Below are 18,825 nucleotides of genomic sequence, written 5' to 3' on the forward strand. Positions count from 1 at the left end.
CCCCTTCATACTCTCTTAAAATTTGAAAAGAATGCCCTGTTTCCAGGACATTCCACTTCATCACTTATTTACTTACTGAACGCTGCCAATAAATTTTCCATGATGGCTTCCATTGGCTGTCCTTCTATATCATGGCGCGGAATGAAATGTACGACCTCTTTGCCCTTTAAAAGAGCCATGGATGGTGAAGAAGGTTCTATTCCATCGAAGTATTCGCGCATTTTAGCTGTCGCTTCCTTATCTTGGCCTGCGAATACAGTTACCAAATGATCTGGCTTATTGTCCGCTTGGAGTACGGCTTGAGTAGCAGCTGGACGGGCTAACCCGGCAGCACAGCCGCAAACTGAATTCACGACCACAAGTGTCGTACCTTCCACCGATTCCATAAAGTTTTCAACCGCTTCAGCGGATTCCAACTCATCAAAACCTGCCTGCACCAGTTCCGCACGCATTGGTTTCACCATTTGTTTCATATATTCATCATATGCCATCGACATAAAAAAACCTCCTTGGTTACATTTCTTCAATTAGTATAATGATACTATATTCTTCAGTGCATATGCAAAAATGACGCTTAAAGCTTTGTAAAATTTCATTTTTCTTCACAAAGAAACATGGTGACAGAAATCCAGTTTCCTTCTGCCACCATGTTTTAGTCTTCCCTTTAAACTTAAACTTTCATCACTCCGCCTGAGCTGGCATTCGTCACAAGTTTGGAATACCGTGCTAAATAGCCAGTCCTGACCTTTGACTCGAAGCCTTTCCAATTGGCTTTGCGTTTTTCGAATTCTTCATCGGAAATTTCCAATTGGATTTTACGATTATTCAAATCCAATTCGATGATATCTCCATCTTCAACAAAGGCGATCGGGCCTCCCTCAGCTGCTTCGGGGGATATATGACCAATGCTGATGCCTCGCGATGCTCCTGAAAAGCGGCCATCAGTGATCAAACCGACTTTCGCTCCAAGTCCCCTCCCGACGATTTGGGAAGTGGGTGCCAACATTTCCGGCATTCCCGGCCCACCTTTAGGCCCTTCGTAACGAATGACCACTACATCCCCTTCTTTAACCTTTCCGGTAATGATTCCGGAAAGTGCATCTTCCTGGGAATCGAAACAAATGGCCGGACCCCTGTGATAGCCACCAACTGATGCGTCAACGGCGCCCACTTTTACGATGGAGCCTTGAGGAGCAAGGTTACCGAACAATACCGCAAGCCCGCCACGCTCAGAATGCGGATTATCCAATGGATGGATTACATCCTTGTCCAATATTTCACAACCGGCAACATTTTCGCGGAGCGTCTTACCTGAGACAGAAAGGCAATCTCCATTAAACGCACCTGGTTTTTTGAGCAACTCATTAATGACGGCACTTACACCACCGGCATTATGTACATCTTCAATATGGTAATCGGATGCCGGTGCAATTTTCGCTAGATGCGGTACGCGGTTAGCTATTTCATTTATGCGTTCCATCGGATATTCAAAACCTGCTTCATGTGCCAATGCAAGTGTATGAAGCACGGTGTTCGTCGAACCGCCCATCGCCATATCCAAGGCAAATGCGTTATCAATTGCATCAATCGTCACGATATCACGAGGCTTGATATCCTGTTTGATTATCTCCATCAACTGTTTAGCGGATTTCTTAACGAATTCCTTACGTTCTTCGGCTACCGCCAAAATCGTTCCATTTCCCGGTAGCGCAAGTCCCAATCCTTCAGCCAGGCAGTTCATGGAGTTTGCTGTGAACATTCCTGAACAAGAACCGCAAGTAGGGCATGCAACTTGCTCGATCTCCTGCAAATCCTCTTCATTGATATTACCTGCTTGATAAGCACCCACCCCTTCAAAAACGGATGTTAATGAAAGAGATTTACCATTTTTATCTTTACCTGCTTTCATGGGTCCGCCGCTTACGAATATTGTAGGAATATTGACACGAAGTGCTCCCATCATCATTCCCGGCGTTATCTTGTCACAGTTTGGAATGCACACCATACCGTCAAACCAATGTGCCGATACAACAGTTTCCACGGAATCTGCGATGATTTCACGGCTTGGCAAGGAATAGCGCATACCAATATGCCCCATTGCAATTCCATCGTCTACCCCGATCGTATTAAATTCGAAAGGAACACCGCCCGCTTCGCGAATCGCTTCCTTCACAATTTTTCCGAATTCCTGAAGGTGGACATGACCTGGAACGATATCGATGTATGAATTACAAACCGCGATGAACGGTTTACCGAAATCTTCTTCTTTAACCCCAGCTGCCCGCAACAGACTTCTATGTGGAGCTCGATCGACCCCTTTTGTAATCATGTCACTTCTCATATTTGATGTAGACATTTGTTGTACCCCCAATTTCCGCTAAATGTTTAATGATTCAGAATAATATAATTTTTAGTATACTCTAAAAATTCTAACACATTTATAGACAAATGCAACCATTCTTCACTAAATATCTACAAAAATCATTTTACTAAAATAATAGAGTTCCAATTTATAGATTCGACCTCAGGGGAACCCCTTTCAAACGATTGGAAATGATCCTAAAAAAAATAATAAGGCATGCGGATTATATCAGCCGCATGCCTTTTTCCTGGGTCATTTCAAATCACTTGTCATTCGCTTGTCTTGATTCTGTCATTTGCTTCCAAACCGAACCTTTTGCTTCTTCGCCATTTTCTATACGGTCTATGGCCATCTTGACCTGCAGGGCCACTTCGAATTCAGGATCCTGTTCCGCTTGTTTAAGATAAGGGAGGGTCGTTTCATTTCCCACTTCGTATAAAAACATCGCGGCCCGCCATCTAACCAATTTATTTTTATCCGAAAGTGATTGAGACATTTCTCCCATCGCTTCTTCAAAGCCAAGATCTGATAAACAATCACCAGCAGTACGTCTTACGGCCGCGCTTTTATCTTTCAAGGCTTTATACAAGCTCGGAAGCACTTTTCTATCTTCAATCATACCCAAGTATACTACCGCGAGCCTTCGAATGGAGACTTTACTGTCGGAGAGTACCATATCCAATACTGGAATATCATCAACCGTAGGATCTTCCATTTGTTCTAATGCCTGATAACGCTTTTCCCAACTTTCATCATTCATCATTTCTGCAGTCAGTTTAATTTTTGGACGTTTCAAAATTGCTTCCTTCGTATCGACCATTTCTTGTGCAGCTGCAACTAGCCGATTAATTCGATCTTCCGGATAAGCTGCGATCAGTTCATCCGACACTTCCTTCACGATATCTTCCATATCACCATATCTTACGCCATAATCCTTCCATTTTCGAAGCAGGACTACATTATCATCTTCTTTTTGGGCAGCGGCAATGCCCTTTATGAAATATTCCGGTAAGGCAAAACGTTTTTCGTGTTGACTATCACTTGCTTTAATTTGCATCGGAATGCCCTTGAATTGTTGAATGGCAACAGTTACTTCACCGTAATGTTCATTTAATGCCCCTTGTTGATTTTGTTCCTCGGTTTTTTCACCAAAGACCTGACGGATTTGGACCAAGATATCTTTCCAATCATATTTCGCGTTTCGCTCAACGGCTAAGAAGTCCGCAACATGATATACCCCTTTCACTCCCTCGATCGTAAATAAATCCCTTATCAGCTTGGGTGCCTGGTCAGCTTGATCTTTCTTATAATTATTGCTTTTACCAGCTAATAGCTCTTCTGTTAAATTGATTTTCATTGTATTCGGACTTGGTGTAGGTTCTATCGACTTAATTTTCAATGCATTTCTCTCCTTTGACAAGACGTTTCCATGTACTAGATATTATCACATCGCAAACAGATTCTCATGCAATTGAGATTGGCAAAAAAAAGACTGATCCAAGTTTACTTCCTTGGACCAGTCACCACGCTCATTCTTCTTCCAATTTTTCCGCTAAATACGCCCATCTTTCCATCAAATGGTCTAATTTAACCGATAGTTCCTTTTCTTCTTCAAGAAGCAGGCGGACTTTTTCAAAATCGCTTCCCGCTGCTGACATTTCTGATGTAATGTCTTTCAAGCGCTGCTCGGCCCGCTCCATGTTCCCTTCTATCTCTTCCCATTCCTTACTTTCCGCATAAGTCAGTTTTTTCTTTTTCTTTTCGGTCCGGTTCATCTGTGGCTCTGGTGCTTTTACTGGCACAGCCTCTTCCGTCTTGTCTTCCAAGAACTCTGAATATGAGCCGTAATAAAAGTCAATGTCACCTTTATTCTTGAAAACAAGAAGCTGGTGGCACGTTTTATCCAAGAAATACCTATCATGTGAGACAGTAATGACTACCCCTGAAAATGTTTCTAAATAATCCTCAAGAACGGTCAAGGTTTGCGTGTCCAGATCATTCGTCGGTTCATCCAAAAGCAGGACATTAGGTGCCGACATCAATATGTTAAGGAGATATAATCGCCTTTTCTCCCCACCGGACAGCTTACGAATTGGCGTCCCATGCGATCCCATTGGAAATAAGAACCTTTCAAGCATCTGCGCAGCCGATATGAAACTACCATCTTTAAGGGCGATTGAATCCGCCGTTTCCCGAATATACTCTATCATGCGCAAATTCTCATCCATATCGACGCTTTCTTGCGTATAGTACCCTATTTTCACGGTTTGCCCTTTTTCCAGGTTTCCTTCATCTATGGATTCCCTACCTGCCAGGATATTCAACAAGGTTGACTTTCCGCTGCCATTATTACCGACGATCCCAATTCGATCACCTGGTTTGAAGAGGAAGGAAAAATGGTTGATGATGGTTCGATCACCGAAGGATTTAGAAACATCCTGCATCTCAAGTACTTTTTTCCCAAGACGGGCACCGCTTAATTCCATTTCCAGGTTCTCGGTTTTCTGCTTATCCTTTACACCTGATTCCAATGTTTCGAAGCGTTGGATCCTGGCCTTTTGTTTCGTTGTCCGGGCCTTTGCACCCTTACGGATCCAGGCCAGTTCTTTTTTGAATAGACTTTCCTTTTTCGTTCTTTCAGCCGATTCATTCTCTTCACGAATGGCCTTTGATTCTAAATAATCCGCATAGTTTCCTTTGTATTCGAAAAGCTGGGTCTGGGCGATTTCCCAAATCTTATTGGACACACGATCAAGGAAATATCGATCATGGGTTACAAATAAAACGGATTTTTGATATTTACCTAAATATTCTTCAAGCCAAGTGATGCTTTCAAAATCGAGATGGTTCGTAGGTTCATCCAAAATCAATAAATCAGGGGTCTCAATCAAGGTTTTTGCCAGGGCCGCACGTTTTTTTTGGCCGCCTGATAGTTCCCCCAGTCTCCTTGAATGATCAGGAAGTCCAAGCTTGGTCAGTATCGTTCTGGCATTGGCACTTGTATCCCAGGCGCCTAGCGTGTCCATATCCTGCTGCTGTTTTAACAAACGGTCCTGTATTGCGCTATTCTGCGGGTCCACTTGAAGTTCAATGAGCGTCTTTTCATACTCTTTAATCAACGAAAATACAGGAGTTGAACTTTCATACATATATTCCATGATCGTCAATTTCTCATCAAAATGCGGATCTTGGGACAGATAGGAAATCGTATAATCATTCGGATGATCCTTCGTTCCTAAATCACTGTCTTCCAGCCCTGCGATGATATTCAATAATGTCGATTTACCGGTACCGTTTATCCCAACGATCCCGATTTTTTCCCCTTCGGTAATGGAAAAAGAGACATCTTTAAAAAGCAGCTTTTCCCCTTGGGTTTTCATTACATGTTCCATGCTAAAAACTTTCATAATCGTACATCCCATTCCTTATTAAATTCCTCTAAAAATCCTACCATATATTCATGCCTTTCACTAGCAATCTTCTTGGCTGTACAAGTATTAAGCATGTCTTGCAAGCGCAATAATTTTTCATGAAAGTGATGAATGGAAGAGCTTTTGCCATTCCTGTATTCCTTCTTGGTCATATTTTCCCTAATGGGCAATGAAGGATCATACATAAGCTGTCCCTTCTTTCCGCCAAATGCAAATGTCCTGGCTATGCCAATGGCACCAATTGCATCCAAGCGATCCGCATCCTGAACAATTTCAGCCTCTATCGAAGGTAGCCTCATCTGTCCTGCACTAAATGAAATTGTATTGATGATCTTTTTGATGGCATCAACACTATCAATATCCAACTTTATTTCATCAAACCAAGCATCAAGCTTTTTCCAGCCCCCATCGGCTTCCTGGTTTAGTTTATCATCAGGGATATCATGAAGCAGAGCCGCCATTTCAATGATGAACTCATTTCCTATCCGTTCTTCTTTTGCAATATGTAAAGCCAGCTTACGAACACGATCGATATGGAACCAATCATGGCCGCTGGCATCAGAATTCAATCGGTCATATACATACTTCTCCGTTAACTCAATCATCGTTTGTTTCATTTCACCACTCCATGTCCTTTCTATTTTACCATGGTTCTCAATAATGGTGTGCTTTAATCTTCATTGAACCAACTGAGCCCAATCGTCTGTTCACCGGTATGCACCCCGATGGCGCTCCCCAGTGGGGATACATGGATCAACACATGAGGGAATTCTTCGGAAATCACCTTTTTCCATTTTTGTGCCTGCTCCGACACTCCACCATATAATATGGTGCATTCCTTTACTGTTCCCGCTTCGACTGATCTGCGAAAATCAGTGAAGATCTGTTTTTCCGCTTTTTTAAGGTTCCGAGGTTTAGATTTAGTATGGAGCACACCATTTTCAATTGAAATGATGGGTTTAAAGCTCAATAGGCTTCCTAGAATATACTGTGCGTTTGTTAACCTGCCGCTCCGATGCAGCTGATCTAAAGAGCCTATCATTACATAGGTCTCATGGTTATCCGCATACATTCTCGTTTTGACGAATGCTTCATTGATGGTATCGCCATTCTCAATATAATGCATGAGCCGTTTCAAGATTAATAGCATTGGAAAGGAAATAAGTAAAGTATCAAAAACGTCAACAGGGATCGGAACCATTTGTGCAGCTTGCCTGCTCGCAGAAACCGTCCCGCTCAATTCACTGGAAAGATGTACGGCTATGATTCGATCATAGCGTTTTTCAAGCTCCTTATATAATTCCTGGAATCGGCCGACCGAGGGCTGTGACGTGGTTGCCGTGATTTTTTCCTCACTCATCCGCCGGTATAATTCCTCAGGTAATAGGTCGACGCCATCTTCATATTCCTTCCCATCGATGATGACGACCATCGGAACGATGTATACATGTTCATTCAATGATAATTCTTCATCTAAAGTTCCCGTACTATCTGTTACCCATGCAATTCGTTCCATGGTTTCCCCCCTCATTTGTGTCTTTTATTATATTCAATATCCCAACCATCTGTCCCCTTTTAAAAACGGATGCATGCAATAAATATCTTACCTCAAGAAAAGAGCCCAACAGAAACTTTCCGTTGGACTCGATTTCATACTTCATATTAATTTTTTTATATCTTCTTCCATTTCCAGAGGTTTTGTTTTAGGTGCAAACCGGCTGACGATATTTCCATTACGATCAATCAAGAACTTTGTAAAATTCCATTTTATCGATTTGGACCCCATCACTCCAGGAGCATTTTCAGTCAGATAGCTGAATAAGGGATGGGCTTCCTTTCCTTTGACATTCACTTTTGCGAACATCGGGAAGGTTACACCATGATTCAATTTGCAGTATGAATCGATTTCCAGATCATCACCAGGCTCCTGATTCAAAAACTGATTACACGGAAAACCAAGCACGACTACCCCATCCTCTTTATATTGCACATACAGACTTTGCAAATCATCATACTGTGGCGAAAAACCGCATTTGCTTGCGGTATTCACTATAATCATCACTTTCCCTTTATATTCCTCAAGCGAGATGGTTTCGCCATTGATTTTATTGACTTCAAATTCGTAAATGGACATGAATGATCTCTCCCTTTAGTATGATGATTCATTTTACCGTATTTAAAGGTAGGTTTACCAACTTTAATCCTTTTCCTATCATCCAGGAATCTTCACTGCTTGAATGGATTGAATCAAATACTCTACCATGTCTTCCAAATCATCCATTTGCTCTTCTCTTACAAGCCTTCCAAATGAAATTTTATATATAGAAGAAGTAATGGGTTGCATTTTTTTACTGACCGTTTCGCTGGTCGTCACAGATATGATTCTCTGATCTCCCCAGATTTTTTCCAGGTCACTCATAAATTGTTCAGCATTCACATCATCAAGCTTTTTAGGAAAAGAAATGAATATATTGACCGTGCAGCCTGAATGCGTATCATCAATAGCTGCATCGAGTAACTCTGAACTTAGGTTATGTAGGGAAGCGTGTAGCTCAATGGCACCGCTAATGGAAATGGGCGCGTTTGTTTTTTTCAATTCCATCTCGATCTTATATGATCTGGACATGGTTGAGAGATTCACTATTTCATCACGGTTTATGACCAATATATCCCCAATGAAGTCACGATCGTAAACCGCTCCTTCCAATACCACTTTCATGTTTTCAAATGCTGTAGGATCAAACAATCTCCAAACACCTCTCCAACTTCATAGTTAATGTATTCCGCTCTTCCCATTTTACCATTCCCAGGCCCTTTCCTTCGGGATTTACAAGAAATTATTAAAATAGCTTTTCTATTCAATAATTTTCTATATAATTAAAATATTATGATTTTTGAAGAAGGAGGCTAATCATGCCAATTAGAATTCCGGAACAACTGCCAGCAAGGGAAATTTTAGAACAGGAAAATATCTTCGTAATGGATGAGCAAAGAGCTACCAATCAGGAAATCCGTCCATTGAATATATTAATTTTAAACCTAATGCCAGAGAAAGAAAAAACGGAGGCCCAGTTACTGCGCTTTCTTGGCAATACTCCCATTCAAGTAAATATATCATTCCTGCGCTTAAGCACACATGAATCAAAGAACACAAGTAAATTTCATTTAGATCAGTTTTATAAATCATTCAATGATATTCGCACAAAGAAATATGACGGCTTGATCATTACAGGCGCTCCAGTGGAAAAGCTGGAGTTTTCAGACGTTAATTATTGGGAAGAACTGCAGAGCATCATGAACTGGTCAAGTGAAAATGTCACTTCCACCCTACATATCTGTTGGGGGGCACAAGCTGCACTGTACCATCATTATGGAATAGGCAAATACGAACTTCCAGAGAAATGCTTTGGGGTATACACTCATGAGGTTCTTGAACCGAATGAAAATCTAGTCCGCGGTTTCGATGATTATTTTATGGCCCCTCATTCACGCTATACGGATATTGACTATCAAAAATTAGTTAACCATCCTGAGTTGAAGGTTCTCGCACAGTCCGATCAAGCTGGTGTATTGATGGCTGCTTCAGTTGATGGAAAAAGAATTATGGTTACCGGCCATTTCGAGTATGATGCCGATACCCTCGGTGAAGAATACAAGCGCGATAGGGAACGCGGGATCAATACGCAACTCCCTGAAAATTACTTTCCTGATAACGATCCGACCAGGATACCTCTTCACCGCTGGAAGAGCCATTGCAGCCTGATGTTCTCGAATTGGCTGAACTATTATGTCTACCAATCAACCCCTTATGAGTGGGATTGAAAGGGTAAGAAAAAAGAAGCTTTCACTTTGAAATGAATCGCTTTTTTATGGCAGACACATCCGATCATCATGGGAAACAACCTGAGTATCTGACTCAGGTTGTTTGTTTCATGATTCCTTATTACCGAAATATACCTCTTCAAAAGGTTGGACCACCACAAATCCTTGTCCTTCGAATTTCATTTGAACGGATTCGCCGCTTCCCCTTCCAAAAAACGACTTCAATGAAACATCCGTTACGAATTCAGGCTGCAATTCCCCTGACCATGCTACTGTGGCATTCGGGTCGGTATAAACTGGATTCCCAGGTTCCACCATTAAAGTAAGAGGCTCATAATGGGAAGTGAATGCGACCATGCCTCTCCCCTCGAGCCTTACGTTGAACAATCCGCCCGCCAATAACCCGGCAATGCGCCGCATCATTTTTATATCCCATGAAATCCCCGGCTCAAATGCGAGTAAATCATTTCCGTTAACACAGATCGATTCACCATTTAACTGTAAAATGGAAATCTTCTTCCCTTGATCCGCGACGTATAGCTTGCCGCTTCCGGTCGCTTTCATCAGGGATGCCCCCTCACCAGTTAAGGCTTTTTTAAAGAGTTTACCAAGACCATGCTCCAAGATGCCTTCCCGCTCGAATTTAACATGACCTCGATAAGAAACCATCGTCCCCATTTTTGCCCAGATCTGCTTTTCCAAATTAATCTCCAGGATTCGTTCCGTTTCAAGTTCGAATAATCCTTGCCCTTTATCCTGCTGCTTCGTCTTTTCAACGAATTGATCGATTTGATACTTCCCCATCACTGCCCCACCTCTTTTTGCAGGAGGAAAAGCCACATGAACGATACAGCTTGCTTTAATTCCTTTGAAAAATGTCCCAGCTTTGCATAGTCCACCCCTCTCTTTGCAACGCCGGTATCAGCCACTGCCTTCCATCCCGTTTCTAAAGCCATTTTTTCAAATTCCCACGGCTGCATGGTATTCATGATGACTTCATCTCCCAATAACCGGTGGAAGCTGAATTTTTTTCGCGGCTCAGCTGTTGGACCAAGTATTCCAAAACAGACATAACCTCCAGGCTTTATTACCCGTTGGATTTCCTTCATCACCGTTAATGGTTCGCCCGTATATTCCAAAGAATTAATGACCATTGCCGCATCCATTTCTTCATCTTCGAAGGGAAGGTTATAGAAATCCCCTTGCAGGAAAGAAAGTCCTGGTTGTTGAGCGGTTTTCCCCTTTGCAAATTCAATCATCACATTGGATAAATCAACTCCAGTTACTTTAAATCCCGCTTCGGCCAATTTCAAGGAACCAACTCCATCTCCACAGCCTATGTCAGCCACCTTCAATCCCGAAGGTACATATTCAGAAAAGAAGGGAATGATGTTTTTCCGACTCCCCGTTTCCCACATTTCTTGCGAATTCTTCACCCACATAGGTGCAAAAACATCCCATTCCTTTTCCGACTCTTTATGCCATGTATGTATATTCATAAGAAATTCTCCCTCCCATTTAACCCCTAATCAATAAGTTACTGAAAAACACAAAAACACTTCGTTTTCCTGAATCAAAATACCGGGGCCTCTTTATAGCTATTCTGTTCATAATTAAAAAATCCTCTTTTAAAACGTTACTCCCCTTTAGACCTTATTTGTAAAATGAACCATGCCCGGCTCAAGAAGACAGATGATATTAAAACATAAAAAAAACTGCCAGCGGCAGCTTATTTTGAATTTTCTTCATTTCTTTTTTGTATCTTTCGTAAATCCTCGACACGGTCTGGAGATTCTTCAAAGAATTCAACCAGGTCTCCAATCCTATCGATGGCATTCCAACTAAGGTGGTGTTCAATCCCCTCTACATCCTGATAAATATTTTCTTCCTTGACCCCAATCAACCTTAGCATCTGTTCTAAAAGTTCATGGCGGTATACGAGCCTTTTACCAACTTTTTTCCCATTTGCGGTTAAGACCAGCCCCCGGTACTTTTCATATATCAAGTATTTTTCCTGATCAAGTTTTTGAACCATTTTTGTAACAGAAGATGGGTGGACGGAAAGATTTTCAGCAATATCGGAAACCCTTGCATATCCTTTTTCTTCAATAAGTAAATAAATTTGTTCTATGTAATCCTCCATGCTCGGTGTAGGCATTCGGAATCCTCCCATTCAAACGCATATCTAAAAATTTTACTATATATACGACCCCGAAACAAGAAGATATAAGTCTCGGGGCGCCTTTAATGAAGTCTTTCCTTAAGTTTGCTTGACGTTTTGTTCTGTCGGGAAAGTAAAACTGATCTTCTTTTCAGAGTCGGACCAAGATAAAATGGCATCAAAGGTCTTTTCCCCTTTCTTAAAACCGCTTATCAAATCCGTTTCACCGCTCGCCAACAGCTTTTTTATATTTGCTTGACTAACTTTCTTATTAAGGATTTTTTTGGATATTGTGAAATTACACTTTGTTTTTTGATAACTTACACATCCATAGAATTCCCCTTTATCGACAATCTTAGAACCGCATAGTTTACAGCTGCCCACAGATGCCGAGCTTCTTTTTTTAGAGCCGCTCCGTTGAATCGACTCGGTATCCAGCCCTTGAAAATCCCAGTTTTCCGATGATTCCACGGCATCACTGATGATTTTTGCTGACATCTTTTTAACAGCTTCCATAAAGCCTCCAGCTGAAGCCTTTCCTTCACCGATTTCCCTCAAACGCTGTTCCCATTTGGCTGTCATTTCAGGTGAAGCCAGGATTTTCTCCCCGATGGCAGTAATCAGCACTTTTCCTTTATCTGTCGCAAACACCTGGTTTTTTTTGACATTGATGTATTTACGGTCTTTGAGCATGGTAATGATGCCAGCCCGAGTTGCTTCGGTTCCGAGACCCTCGGTTTTCATCAGTACTTTTTCTAACTCTTCATTATCCAGATGCTTTCCGGCAGTTTTCATCAAAGTGATCAGCTGACCCTCTGTATAGCGCTTAGGAGGTTGGGTTTTTCCTTCTTTCACCTTTATATTGGCGACATTTCCAGTATCCCCTTTGGAAACGGACGGCAAAATGATATCATCATCCTTGTCATCTTGGAAAATCACTTTGCGCCATCCCTCTTGAATCTGCTGCTTGCCTTTAGAAATGAATTCGGCCCGCTTATCGACGAGCGTTTTAATGGTGGTGTAATCGAAAATGGCCTTCTCATAATGGGCCGCAATCAACCGGCGAACAACCAAGTCATATATATTCCGTTCTTCAGCGGAAAGCCGCTTCGGGTCGGTTACCTGCTCCGTCGGAATAATGGCATAGTGATCAGTCACTTTTTTTTCATTTACAAACCGTTTATTATTCATGATGTTCGGTTGTGGCAAAGGAAACAGGGATTCATATTCTGAAAATCCGCTTAGTTTTTGTAAAATATCGGGAAATGTTTCGGCTTCCCCCTCCGTCACGTAATTGGAATCTGAACGTGGATAAGAAACGATCCCTTTTTGATATAAACTTTGCACGATATCAAGCGTCTGTTTAGGTGAATATTTATAAATCTTGTTCACTGTCGCTTGCAATGATGATAGATTAAATAACAAAGGCGGCTGAAATTCTTTCCTTTCAGTATCCATTTCCGCTATTTCAGCTTCCTTACCCTTACAAAAGGCGGCAATTTTATCAGCCATTTCTTTTGTCTTGATTCTCGGATCATTATTCAGCTGCCATTTACCCTGATATTTCTTACCGTCCATCTTGAAGTCAGCGAACACTTCCCAGAACGGTTCAGACTTGAATTGCTCAATTTCCATTTCCCGCTTTACTATCAAAGCAAGAGTCGGTGTCTGAACCCTTCCAGCTGAAAACACATCCGAAACACCCCTTTGTTTCAATAAAATACTATACGCTCTCGACGCATTCATTCCCACAACCCAGTCCGCACAAGCTCTCGTATACGCTTCATAATAAAGCGGCCTGGTTTTTTCTTCGCTCTTCAGATTTTGAAATCCCTCATAAATCGCTTTCGGGGTCAAAGAGGATATCCATAAACGTTTCATCGGTTTATTGACATTGCATAAGTTAACGATGTTGCGTACAATCAATTCTCCTTCACGCCCGGCATCACCTGCATGAATGATTTCATCGACTTCCGTTTTCCTAAGCAAAGTCTTCACAACATTGAATTGCTTTGCCTTTTGCCGGGTCACTTCATATTGAAATTTCTCAGGAATCATCGGCAACGTTTCCATCGACCATTTTTTCCATTTTGAATGATAGGTTTCCGGCGAAACAAGTTGACATAAATGTCCGACGGCCCAAGTTACATAAGCTCCATCGGGGAAAAGTTCATTCGGCATGATTTCTATATAGCCTTGCTGTTTTTTCGTTTTAAATTGAGCCGCTAGCGTTGAACCTTGATCTGGTTTCTCCGCAATGATTAGCTTCATGATCATCTTCACCTAATCCGTTACATAATATCTTTCCCCTATCATTATACCTTAATTATCACAATCGGCTAGATATGACTTCGTTTTTACCGGACTGTTCTAAAGTATTGTTTTTATCTATGATTTATAAAAGCTAAAGGAATTGGATCAACATTATAGTCTTGGTTTGATTGCAATCCAGTTAATGATTACCCTAAAAAGCCCTTCTAAGGAACGCTAATTGGCAAAAGAACTAAAGTCACTTTAAAAAATGTTATTAATAAAGAATACAAAGATAGCCGAGTTGCCTAAGGAAAAATACTTAATACCTGTTGAATGGAGTGATTACAAGCCAATTTAGACTAACTCATATAGTATATTTAAATGCTTTGGCTATAGCCGGCAATAAAATTATTCCTTATAACCAGCCAAACATTAAAGAAGTATAAAAAATCTAGCTTCAGAAGCTAATGTTACTCGTTATTTTGCAAATTTATTACCAGAGGATAAAGTAGATGCCATAAAGAAATTACAATATGAAGGACATAAGGTAGCAATGGTTGGAGATGGTATTAATGATGCCCCAGCACTTGCAACAGCAGATTTAGGTATTGCTATGGGCGGTGCAGAGACTGACACCGCAATGGAGACAGCAGATATTGTTTTAATGGCTGATAATCTTGATAAACTTCCTCATACAATGAAGTTAAGCAGAAAAGCTTTAACTATTATTAAACAAAATATTTGTTTCTCCGTAATTATTAAAGTCATTGCATTGGTTTTATTCTTTCCTGGCTGGCTTACACTTTGATATTAAGTGATACAGGTGCTGCATTAATTGTTATTTTAAATGCAATAAGATTATTAAAAATTAAAGAATAGATGTTAATGAGATGCTTCTTGATAAGAAGCATCTCATTTTTTTAAAAAATACTATTTTTATCTTCGAAATAAAGATTGATCAAAAGTTCCTCCCGAGTCCCATATTAACTTAAATTAGAATCCATTTTGAAAAAAGATTGACCAAAATGGCTTCTTTTATTTATAAAGGTTGCCGAAGCAACCAATTATTGATGCACAAATCCTCTCTTTCCTATTTTTGATGATGTAAAGTTTAGTTCTCATAAACAATAGGCTAGATCCATTCCACCCTTTTTGCAGCAATATATCGTCTGTAACCGTCCGGATGGATCTTAGTTCATCCACCTTTCCAGATCCATACTTGCTTATCATCGTATACGAAGTATTCTGAAAAAAGAGTTGACATCAAACTTGTACTTACCTTAAAGTATAGCTTATACAACAAAAAGTTTCCTTAAGGAAACTTTTTAGAAGGGGGTCAAGTAATGACTGATGAGAAAAAGGTTTCCCGCAGAGATATTTTAAAGATGGGAACTGCAGGTGCGTTTGGAGTAGCTGGATCTTATTACTTAAATAAAATGGCACAATTTCCAACTATGGCTCAGGCATCCAATAATTCATCTCACAAGAATGGCAATCATTCCAATCATGCAAATATGAGTGATAAAACAAAAACCACAGGTTATAAAATGGCAGAACGGCTCCTTACTGAGTTTGATTATGGAAACGTTACCAAGCTGCCCAACGGTCAAACACTCCGGGAATATGAAGTCGTGGCAATTGATAAGGAAATCGAAGTTGCCAAAGGAATTAAATTTCCAGGCTGGACTTATAATGGAACAATTCCAGGACCTTCTTTTCGTTGTACCGAGGGGGACCTATTGCGGTTTCACTTTATTAATCAGGGCAGCCACCCCCACTCTATTCATTTTCACGGAATTCATCCTCCAGAGATGGACGGTTTAACTTCTATTTATCCTGGACAGAAATTCACGTACGAATTTGAAGCGAAGCCTTACGGATTACAAATTTACCATTGCCATGTGCTCCCCCTAGCCCGCCATATTCATAAAGGCTTATACGGTAATTTTATTATTGATCCAAAGAAGCCAAGAGAGCCGGCATTAGAGTTAAACATGGTTATGAATGGATTTGATTTGGATTTAGACGGCGAAAACGAGTTTTATACGGTGAATGGCTATGCCTTCGCATTTATGAATCACCCTATTAAAATCAAAAAAGATCAACTCGTAAGGATCTATCTAAGTAATTTAACAGAATTCGACTTATTAAATTCGTTTCACTTGCATGCGAATTACTTTACGTATTATCCAACCGGGAGAAACGATAACCCCTCTCAGTTCACTGATACGATCATGCAATGTCAGGGAGAACGTGGAATTATTGAAGTTCGATTTCCATACAAGGGAACATATATGTTCCATGCCCATGTAAGTGAATTTGCTGAGTTAGGCTGGATGGGATTCTTTGAGGTCGAATAAAAAAGGAGGGATAATTATGAAGGGAAAATGGCTAATTACTGTTTTAATACCGTTAGTATTACTTATAGGGGTGCTAGGTTGGGTGCTAATGAATGGAGCAGGTGTAGAAAAAGATCCTGCAGCACCGATAGAAGTCTTGAACATTGAACGCATCAAGGTAACTAAATTCGGTTTCGAATTATCTGTTAGTAATACCGGACCTAAACCCTTAACGATTTCTCAAGTGATGGTTAATGATTCGGTGTGGAATTATAATGTCTCTCCTCAAGCAAAACTTGAACGATTTGATGAGGGAAAGGTGACCATCTCTTACCCATGGGTGGAAGGTGATCCACATACCATTAAGTTAATCACAGAATATGGCATTATCACGGAAGGTGAAATTGCAGCTGCCACACTAACTCCAGAAACCACCTGGAGCAACTTTCTTAATTACGGCTTAATCGGATTTTACGTTGGAATTGTCCCGATCACATTGGGGTTGTTATGGTATCCATTTATGAAACGTTTCTCACGAAAATCTATAAATGGGATTCTTGCGCTTACCGTTGGGCTCCTTTTATTCTTATTTGTCGGGACTCTGGCTGATGGATTTGAAATTGGTGCAGAAGCACCTTCTGTCTTTCAGGGGAATATGGTTGTCATAATTGGGGCTTCCTTAACCTTTTTATTATTGATCGGCTTTGAACAGTATCAACAAAGAAAACAAGAAAGGAAAGGATATTCCCCTTTTGGTCTGGCTTTGTTAATGGCTACCGGAATTGGCCTTCATAACTTTGGAGAAGGTTTGGCAATTGGTTCTTCCTTTGCACTAGGTGAAGCTGCTTTAGGAACCTTTTTAATCGTAGGGTTTACCCTTCACAACATCACGGAAGGAATTGGAATCGCTGCTCCTTTATTAAAGGCCACACCTCGTTTTAGAGACTTTCTATTACTTGGAGTTATCGCAGGTGCACCCGCCATTGCGGGTACATGGGTGGGCGGATTCATCTTCTCACCAATTTGGGGAGCTTTATTCCTTGGTATTGGAGCAGGGGCCATTCTTCAAGTAATTTATGTCATAACAAAAATGCTCATTGAAGATCATAGAAAACATAATGAAGCATCTGTTTCATGGTTAAACCTTTCTGGTTTCGCGATTGGACTATTAATCATGTACTTTACTGCATTTTTCGTGAAATTTTAAGGGATGCCTTAATCTTGTTTGGACCCATAAGCAATCCCCGAACTTGGTAGAGCTTTTCAACATTGTTGAATTAAAAATTAACCAACGCTGCTAAAACTAATTAAAAGGAGCGTAATTGGCAATGAGACTTGGGAAAAAAGTAATTTTGGTAGATGGGTGGATAAACAAAAAGACCTAAATGAATTAGAGTTAGAAAGAGCATCAAATATAAGTAGAGGTACAATTTCAAAATTATGTAGCGATCCGAACTATCGACCAAAAATTTCAACGGTAATTAAAATAAATCAGGGCTTAAAAAAACTTGATAAGAATATGGATTTAAACGATTTTTTTTACTGAAGTTATTCTAAAAATGATCTAAAAGGAATTACAAAATTTAATTACTTGGGGGAAGTATTATGTTTCAAAGTATAGGTATACCAGGTTTAATTTTAATACTTGTCATTGCCTTGATTATTTTTGGACCTAAAAAGCTGCCGGAAATCGGTAGAGCCTTTGGACGTACTTTAACTGAATTCAAGGGTGCAACCAAGGGATTAGTATCTGACGAAGATAAAGGAGAAGGAGAAAGAGAAGGGGAAAATCCTGAGTTAACGACTGTTGAAAAGAAGCAGGATAAATCAGGTGATGCCTAAGAATTAAAAATTGTTCCTGCTTTTTGATTTTTAGAATATCAACAAAAAAGTATTACGTTTACAAACGGTCTTAGCAAACTATATAGCCCATTTCTGAAATTTTATACGCTAAAAGAATTCCAACATAAAAAGTCGATCTCCTTTACATTAAGGAATCGACTTTGTTAGTTTTTCTTAATGAAGAATTACACCTTTTTCTTGAATAATGATGAGAGTACACACAAACCAAAACTCATCTTAAGGAGAAAGCTCTATGAATTTTAAAATGCAAAACAAACAAAATCAACTAATTGAAAGAATCACGAATCGTCATCTTGTTGTAGGAATTGATATTGCACAACAATCTCATGTTGCTTGAGCTGTTAACTATCGAGGAATTTGGTCGGTCATCCTCTAACCTTTGAAAATAACGATGAGGGGTTTACTAAATTTCTAAGTTCGATCAAAGAACTTAAACCAATAAACCGTTTAGACACCGCCATCGTGGGAATTCATTACTGGTTGAATCTATCAAAATGGTTAGTCATAATGAACAAAAACAGTAATCTGCCCCGATAGTTGCATAATCGAGTAGGGCGAAAATAAGTTTATTTTCGCCCCTCTCACAACACCGTA

General features: G+C 40.3%; 17 protein-coding genes and 2 pseudogenes. 7 read left to right on the forward strand and 12 right to left on the reverse strand.

Going from position 1 to position 18,825, the window contains the following annotated elements:
* Positions 1 to 68 precede the first annotated feature (68 nt).
* The 8 genes from AC0VX1_RS15325 to AC0VX1_RS15360 all read right to left on the reverse strand — a co-directional run bounded on the left by AC0VX1_RS15325 (position 69) and on the right by AC0VX1_RS15360 (position 8,539).
* The gene (locus AC0VX1_RS15325) at positions 69 to 497 is read right to left on the reverse strand and encodes a BrxA/BrxB family bacilliredoxin (RefSeq protein WP_057277313.1); all 429 of its coding nucleotides are present in this window, start codon (positions 495 to 497) and stop codon (positions 69 to 71) included.
* Between the two features lie 173 nt (positions 498 to 670).
* A complete protein-coding gene (ilvD, locus tag AC0VX1_RS15330) occupies positions 671 to 2,341 on the reverse strand; it encodes a dihydroxy-acid dehydratase (protein ID WP_034311212.1) in 1,671 nt (556 codons plus the stop codon).
* A 283-nt stretch (positions 2,342 to 2,624) separates the two neighbouring features.
* A complete protein-coding gene (locus tag AC0VX1_RS15335) occupies positions 2,625 to 3,761 on the reverse strand; it encodes a conserved virulence factor C family protein (RefSeq protein WP_475467823.1) in 1,137 nt (378 codons plus the stop codon).
* 130 nt (positions 3,762 to 3,891) lie between these two features.
* Positions 3,892 to 5,769 (reverse strand): ABC-F family ATP-binding cassette domain-containing protein, encoded by a 1,878-nt coding sequence (locus AC0VX1_RS15340; RefSeq protein WP_413023296.1) that lies wholly within the window; start codon positions 5,767 to 5,769, stop codon positions 3,892 to 3,894.
* Positions 5,766 to 6,410 carry an HD domain-containing protein gene (locus tag AC0VX1_RS15345; protein ID WP_475467825.1) on the reverse strand — a complete coding sequence of 215 codons (645 nt, stop codon included), beginning with the start codon at positions 6,408 to 6,410 and terminating at the stop codon, positions 5,766 to 5,768. The genes AC0VX1_RS15340 and AC0VX1_RS15345 overlap by 4 nt, the downstream gene beginning before the upstream one ends.
* A 53-nt stretch (positions 6,411 to 6,463) precedes the next feature.
* The gene (locus AC0VX1_RS15350; protein WP_475467827.1) at positions 6,464 to 7,309 is read right to left on the reverse strand and encodes a DegV family protein; all 846 of its coding nucleotides are present in this window, start codon (positions 7,307 to 7,309) and stop codon (positions 6,464 to 6,466) included.
* Between the two features lie 141 nt (positions 7,310 to 7,450).
* A complete protein-coding gene (locus tag AC0VX1_RS15355) occupies positions 7,451 to 7,927 on the reverse strand; it encodes a glutathione peroxidase (protein WP_034307586.1) in 477 nt (158 codons plus the stop codon).
* 78 nt (positions 7,928 to 8,005) lie between these two features.
* On the reverse strand, positions 8,006 to 8,539 hold the full coding sequence (locus AC0VX1_RS15360; protein WP_413010746.1) for a hypothetical protein: 534 nt from the start codon (positions 8,537 to 8,539) through the stop codon (positions 8,006 to 8,008).
* 167 nt (positions 8,540 to 8,706) lie between these two features.
* Between AC0VX1_RS15360 and metA the strand changes: the two genes are divergently transcribed.
* Positions 8,707 to 9,615: a homoserine O-acetyltransferase MetA gene (gene metA, locus AC0VX1_RS15365; protein WP_057277307.1), complete on the forward strand. Its 909-nt coding sequence runs from the start codon at positions 8,707 to 8,709 to the stop codon at positions 9,613 to 9,615.
* Between the two features lie 108 nt (positions 9,616 to 9,723).
* On the opposite strand, the gene AC0VX1_RS15370 is transcribed toward metA, so the two are convergent.
* The 4 genes from AC0VX1_RS15370 to AC0VX1_RS15385 form a co-directional block, all read right to left on the reverse strand.
* Positions 9,724 to 10,419 (reverse strand): AIM24 family protein, encoded by a 696-nt coding sequence (locus tag AC0VX1_RS15370; protein WP_098864242.1) that lies wholly within the window; start codon positions 10,417 to 10,419, stop codon positions 9,724 to 9,726.
* Positions 10,419 to 11,114, reverse strand: coding sequence for a class I SAM-dependent methyltransferase (locus tag AC0VX1_RS15375; protein ID WP_413010744.1), 696 nt, complete (start codon positions 11,112 to 11,114; stop codon positions 10,419 to 10,421). The genes AC0VX1_RS15370 and AC0VX1_RS15375 overlap by 1 nt, the downstream gene beginning before the upstream one ends.
* A 230-nt stretch (positions 11,115 to 11,344) precedes the next feature.
* Positions 11,345 to 11,773: a transcriptional regulator MntR gene (mntR, locus tag AC0VX1_RS15380; protein ID WP_048687667.1), complete on the reverse strand. Its 429-nt coding sequence runs from the start codon at positions 11,771 to 11,773 to the stop codon at positions 11,345 to 11,347.
* A gap of 102 nt (positions 11,774 to 11,875) precedes the next feature.
* Positions 11,876 to 14,047: a DNA topoisomerase III gene (locus AC0VX1_RS15385; RefSeq protein WP_475467830.1), complete on the reverse strand. Its 2,172-nt coding sequence runs from the start codon at positions 14,045 to 14,047 to the stop codon at positions 11,876 to 11,878.
* A 445-nt stretch (positions 14,048 to 14,492) separates the two neighbouring features.
* On the opposite strand from AC0VX1_RS15385, the pseudogene AC0VX1_RS15390 reads away from it, so the two are divergent.
* The 6 genes and pseudogenes from AC0VX1_RS15390 to AC0VX1_RS15415 form a co-directional block, all read left to right on the forward strand.
* A pseudogene (locus AC0VX1_RS15390) lies at positions 14,493 to 14,908 on the forward strand (HAD-IC family P-type ATPase); the annotation flags it as partial.
* A 464-nt stretch (positions 14,909 to 15,372) separates the two neighbouring features.
* Positions 15,373 to 16,389, forward strand: a complete 1,017-nt coding sequence (locus tag AC0VX1_RS15395) for a multicopper oxidase domain-containing protein (RefSeq protein ID WP_475467832.1) — start codon at positions 15,373 to 15,375, stop codon at positions 16,387 to 16,389.
* A 16-nt stretch (positions 16,390 to 16,405) separates the two neighbouring features.
* Entirely contained in the window at positions 16,406 to 17,575 is a 1,170-nt protein-coding gene (locus tag AC0VX1_RS15400) for a ZIP family metal transporter (protein WP_475467834.1), read from the forward strand.
* A gap of 156 nt (positions 17,576 to 17,731) precedes the next feature.
* Positions 17,732 to 17,914 (forward strand): helix-turn-helix domain-containing protein, encoded by a 183-nt coding sequence (locus tag AC0VX1_RS15405; protein WP_475467836.1) that lies wholly within the window; start codon positions 17,732 to 17,734, stop codon positions 17,912 to 17,914.
* 59 nt (positions 17,915 to 17,973) lie between these two features.
* On the forward strand, positions 17,974 to 18,210 hold the full coding sequence (gene tatA, locus AC0VX1_RS15410; RefSeq protein ID WP_413011893.1) for a twin-arginine translocase TatA/TatE family subunit: 237 nt from the start codon (positions 17,974 to 17,976) through the stop codon (positions 18,208 to 18,210).
* A gap of 253 nt (positions 18,211 to 18,463) precedes the next feature.
* Positions 18,464 to 18,732 (forward strand): annotated as a pseudogene (locus tag AC0VX1_RS15415) (IS110 family RNA-guided transposase); the annotation flags it as partial.
* Positions 18,733 to 18,825: the final 93 nt, after the last annotated feature.

This window comes from Peribacillus sp. QJM3NY_7, from assembly GCF_056173225.1.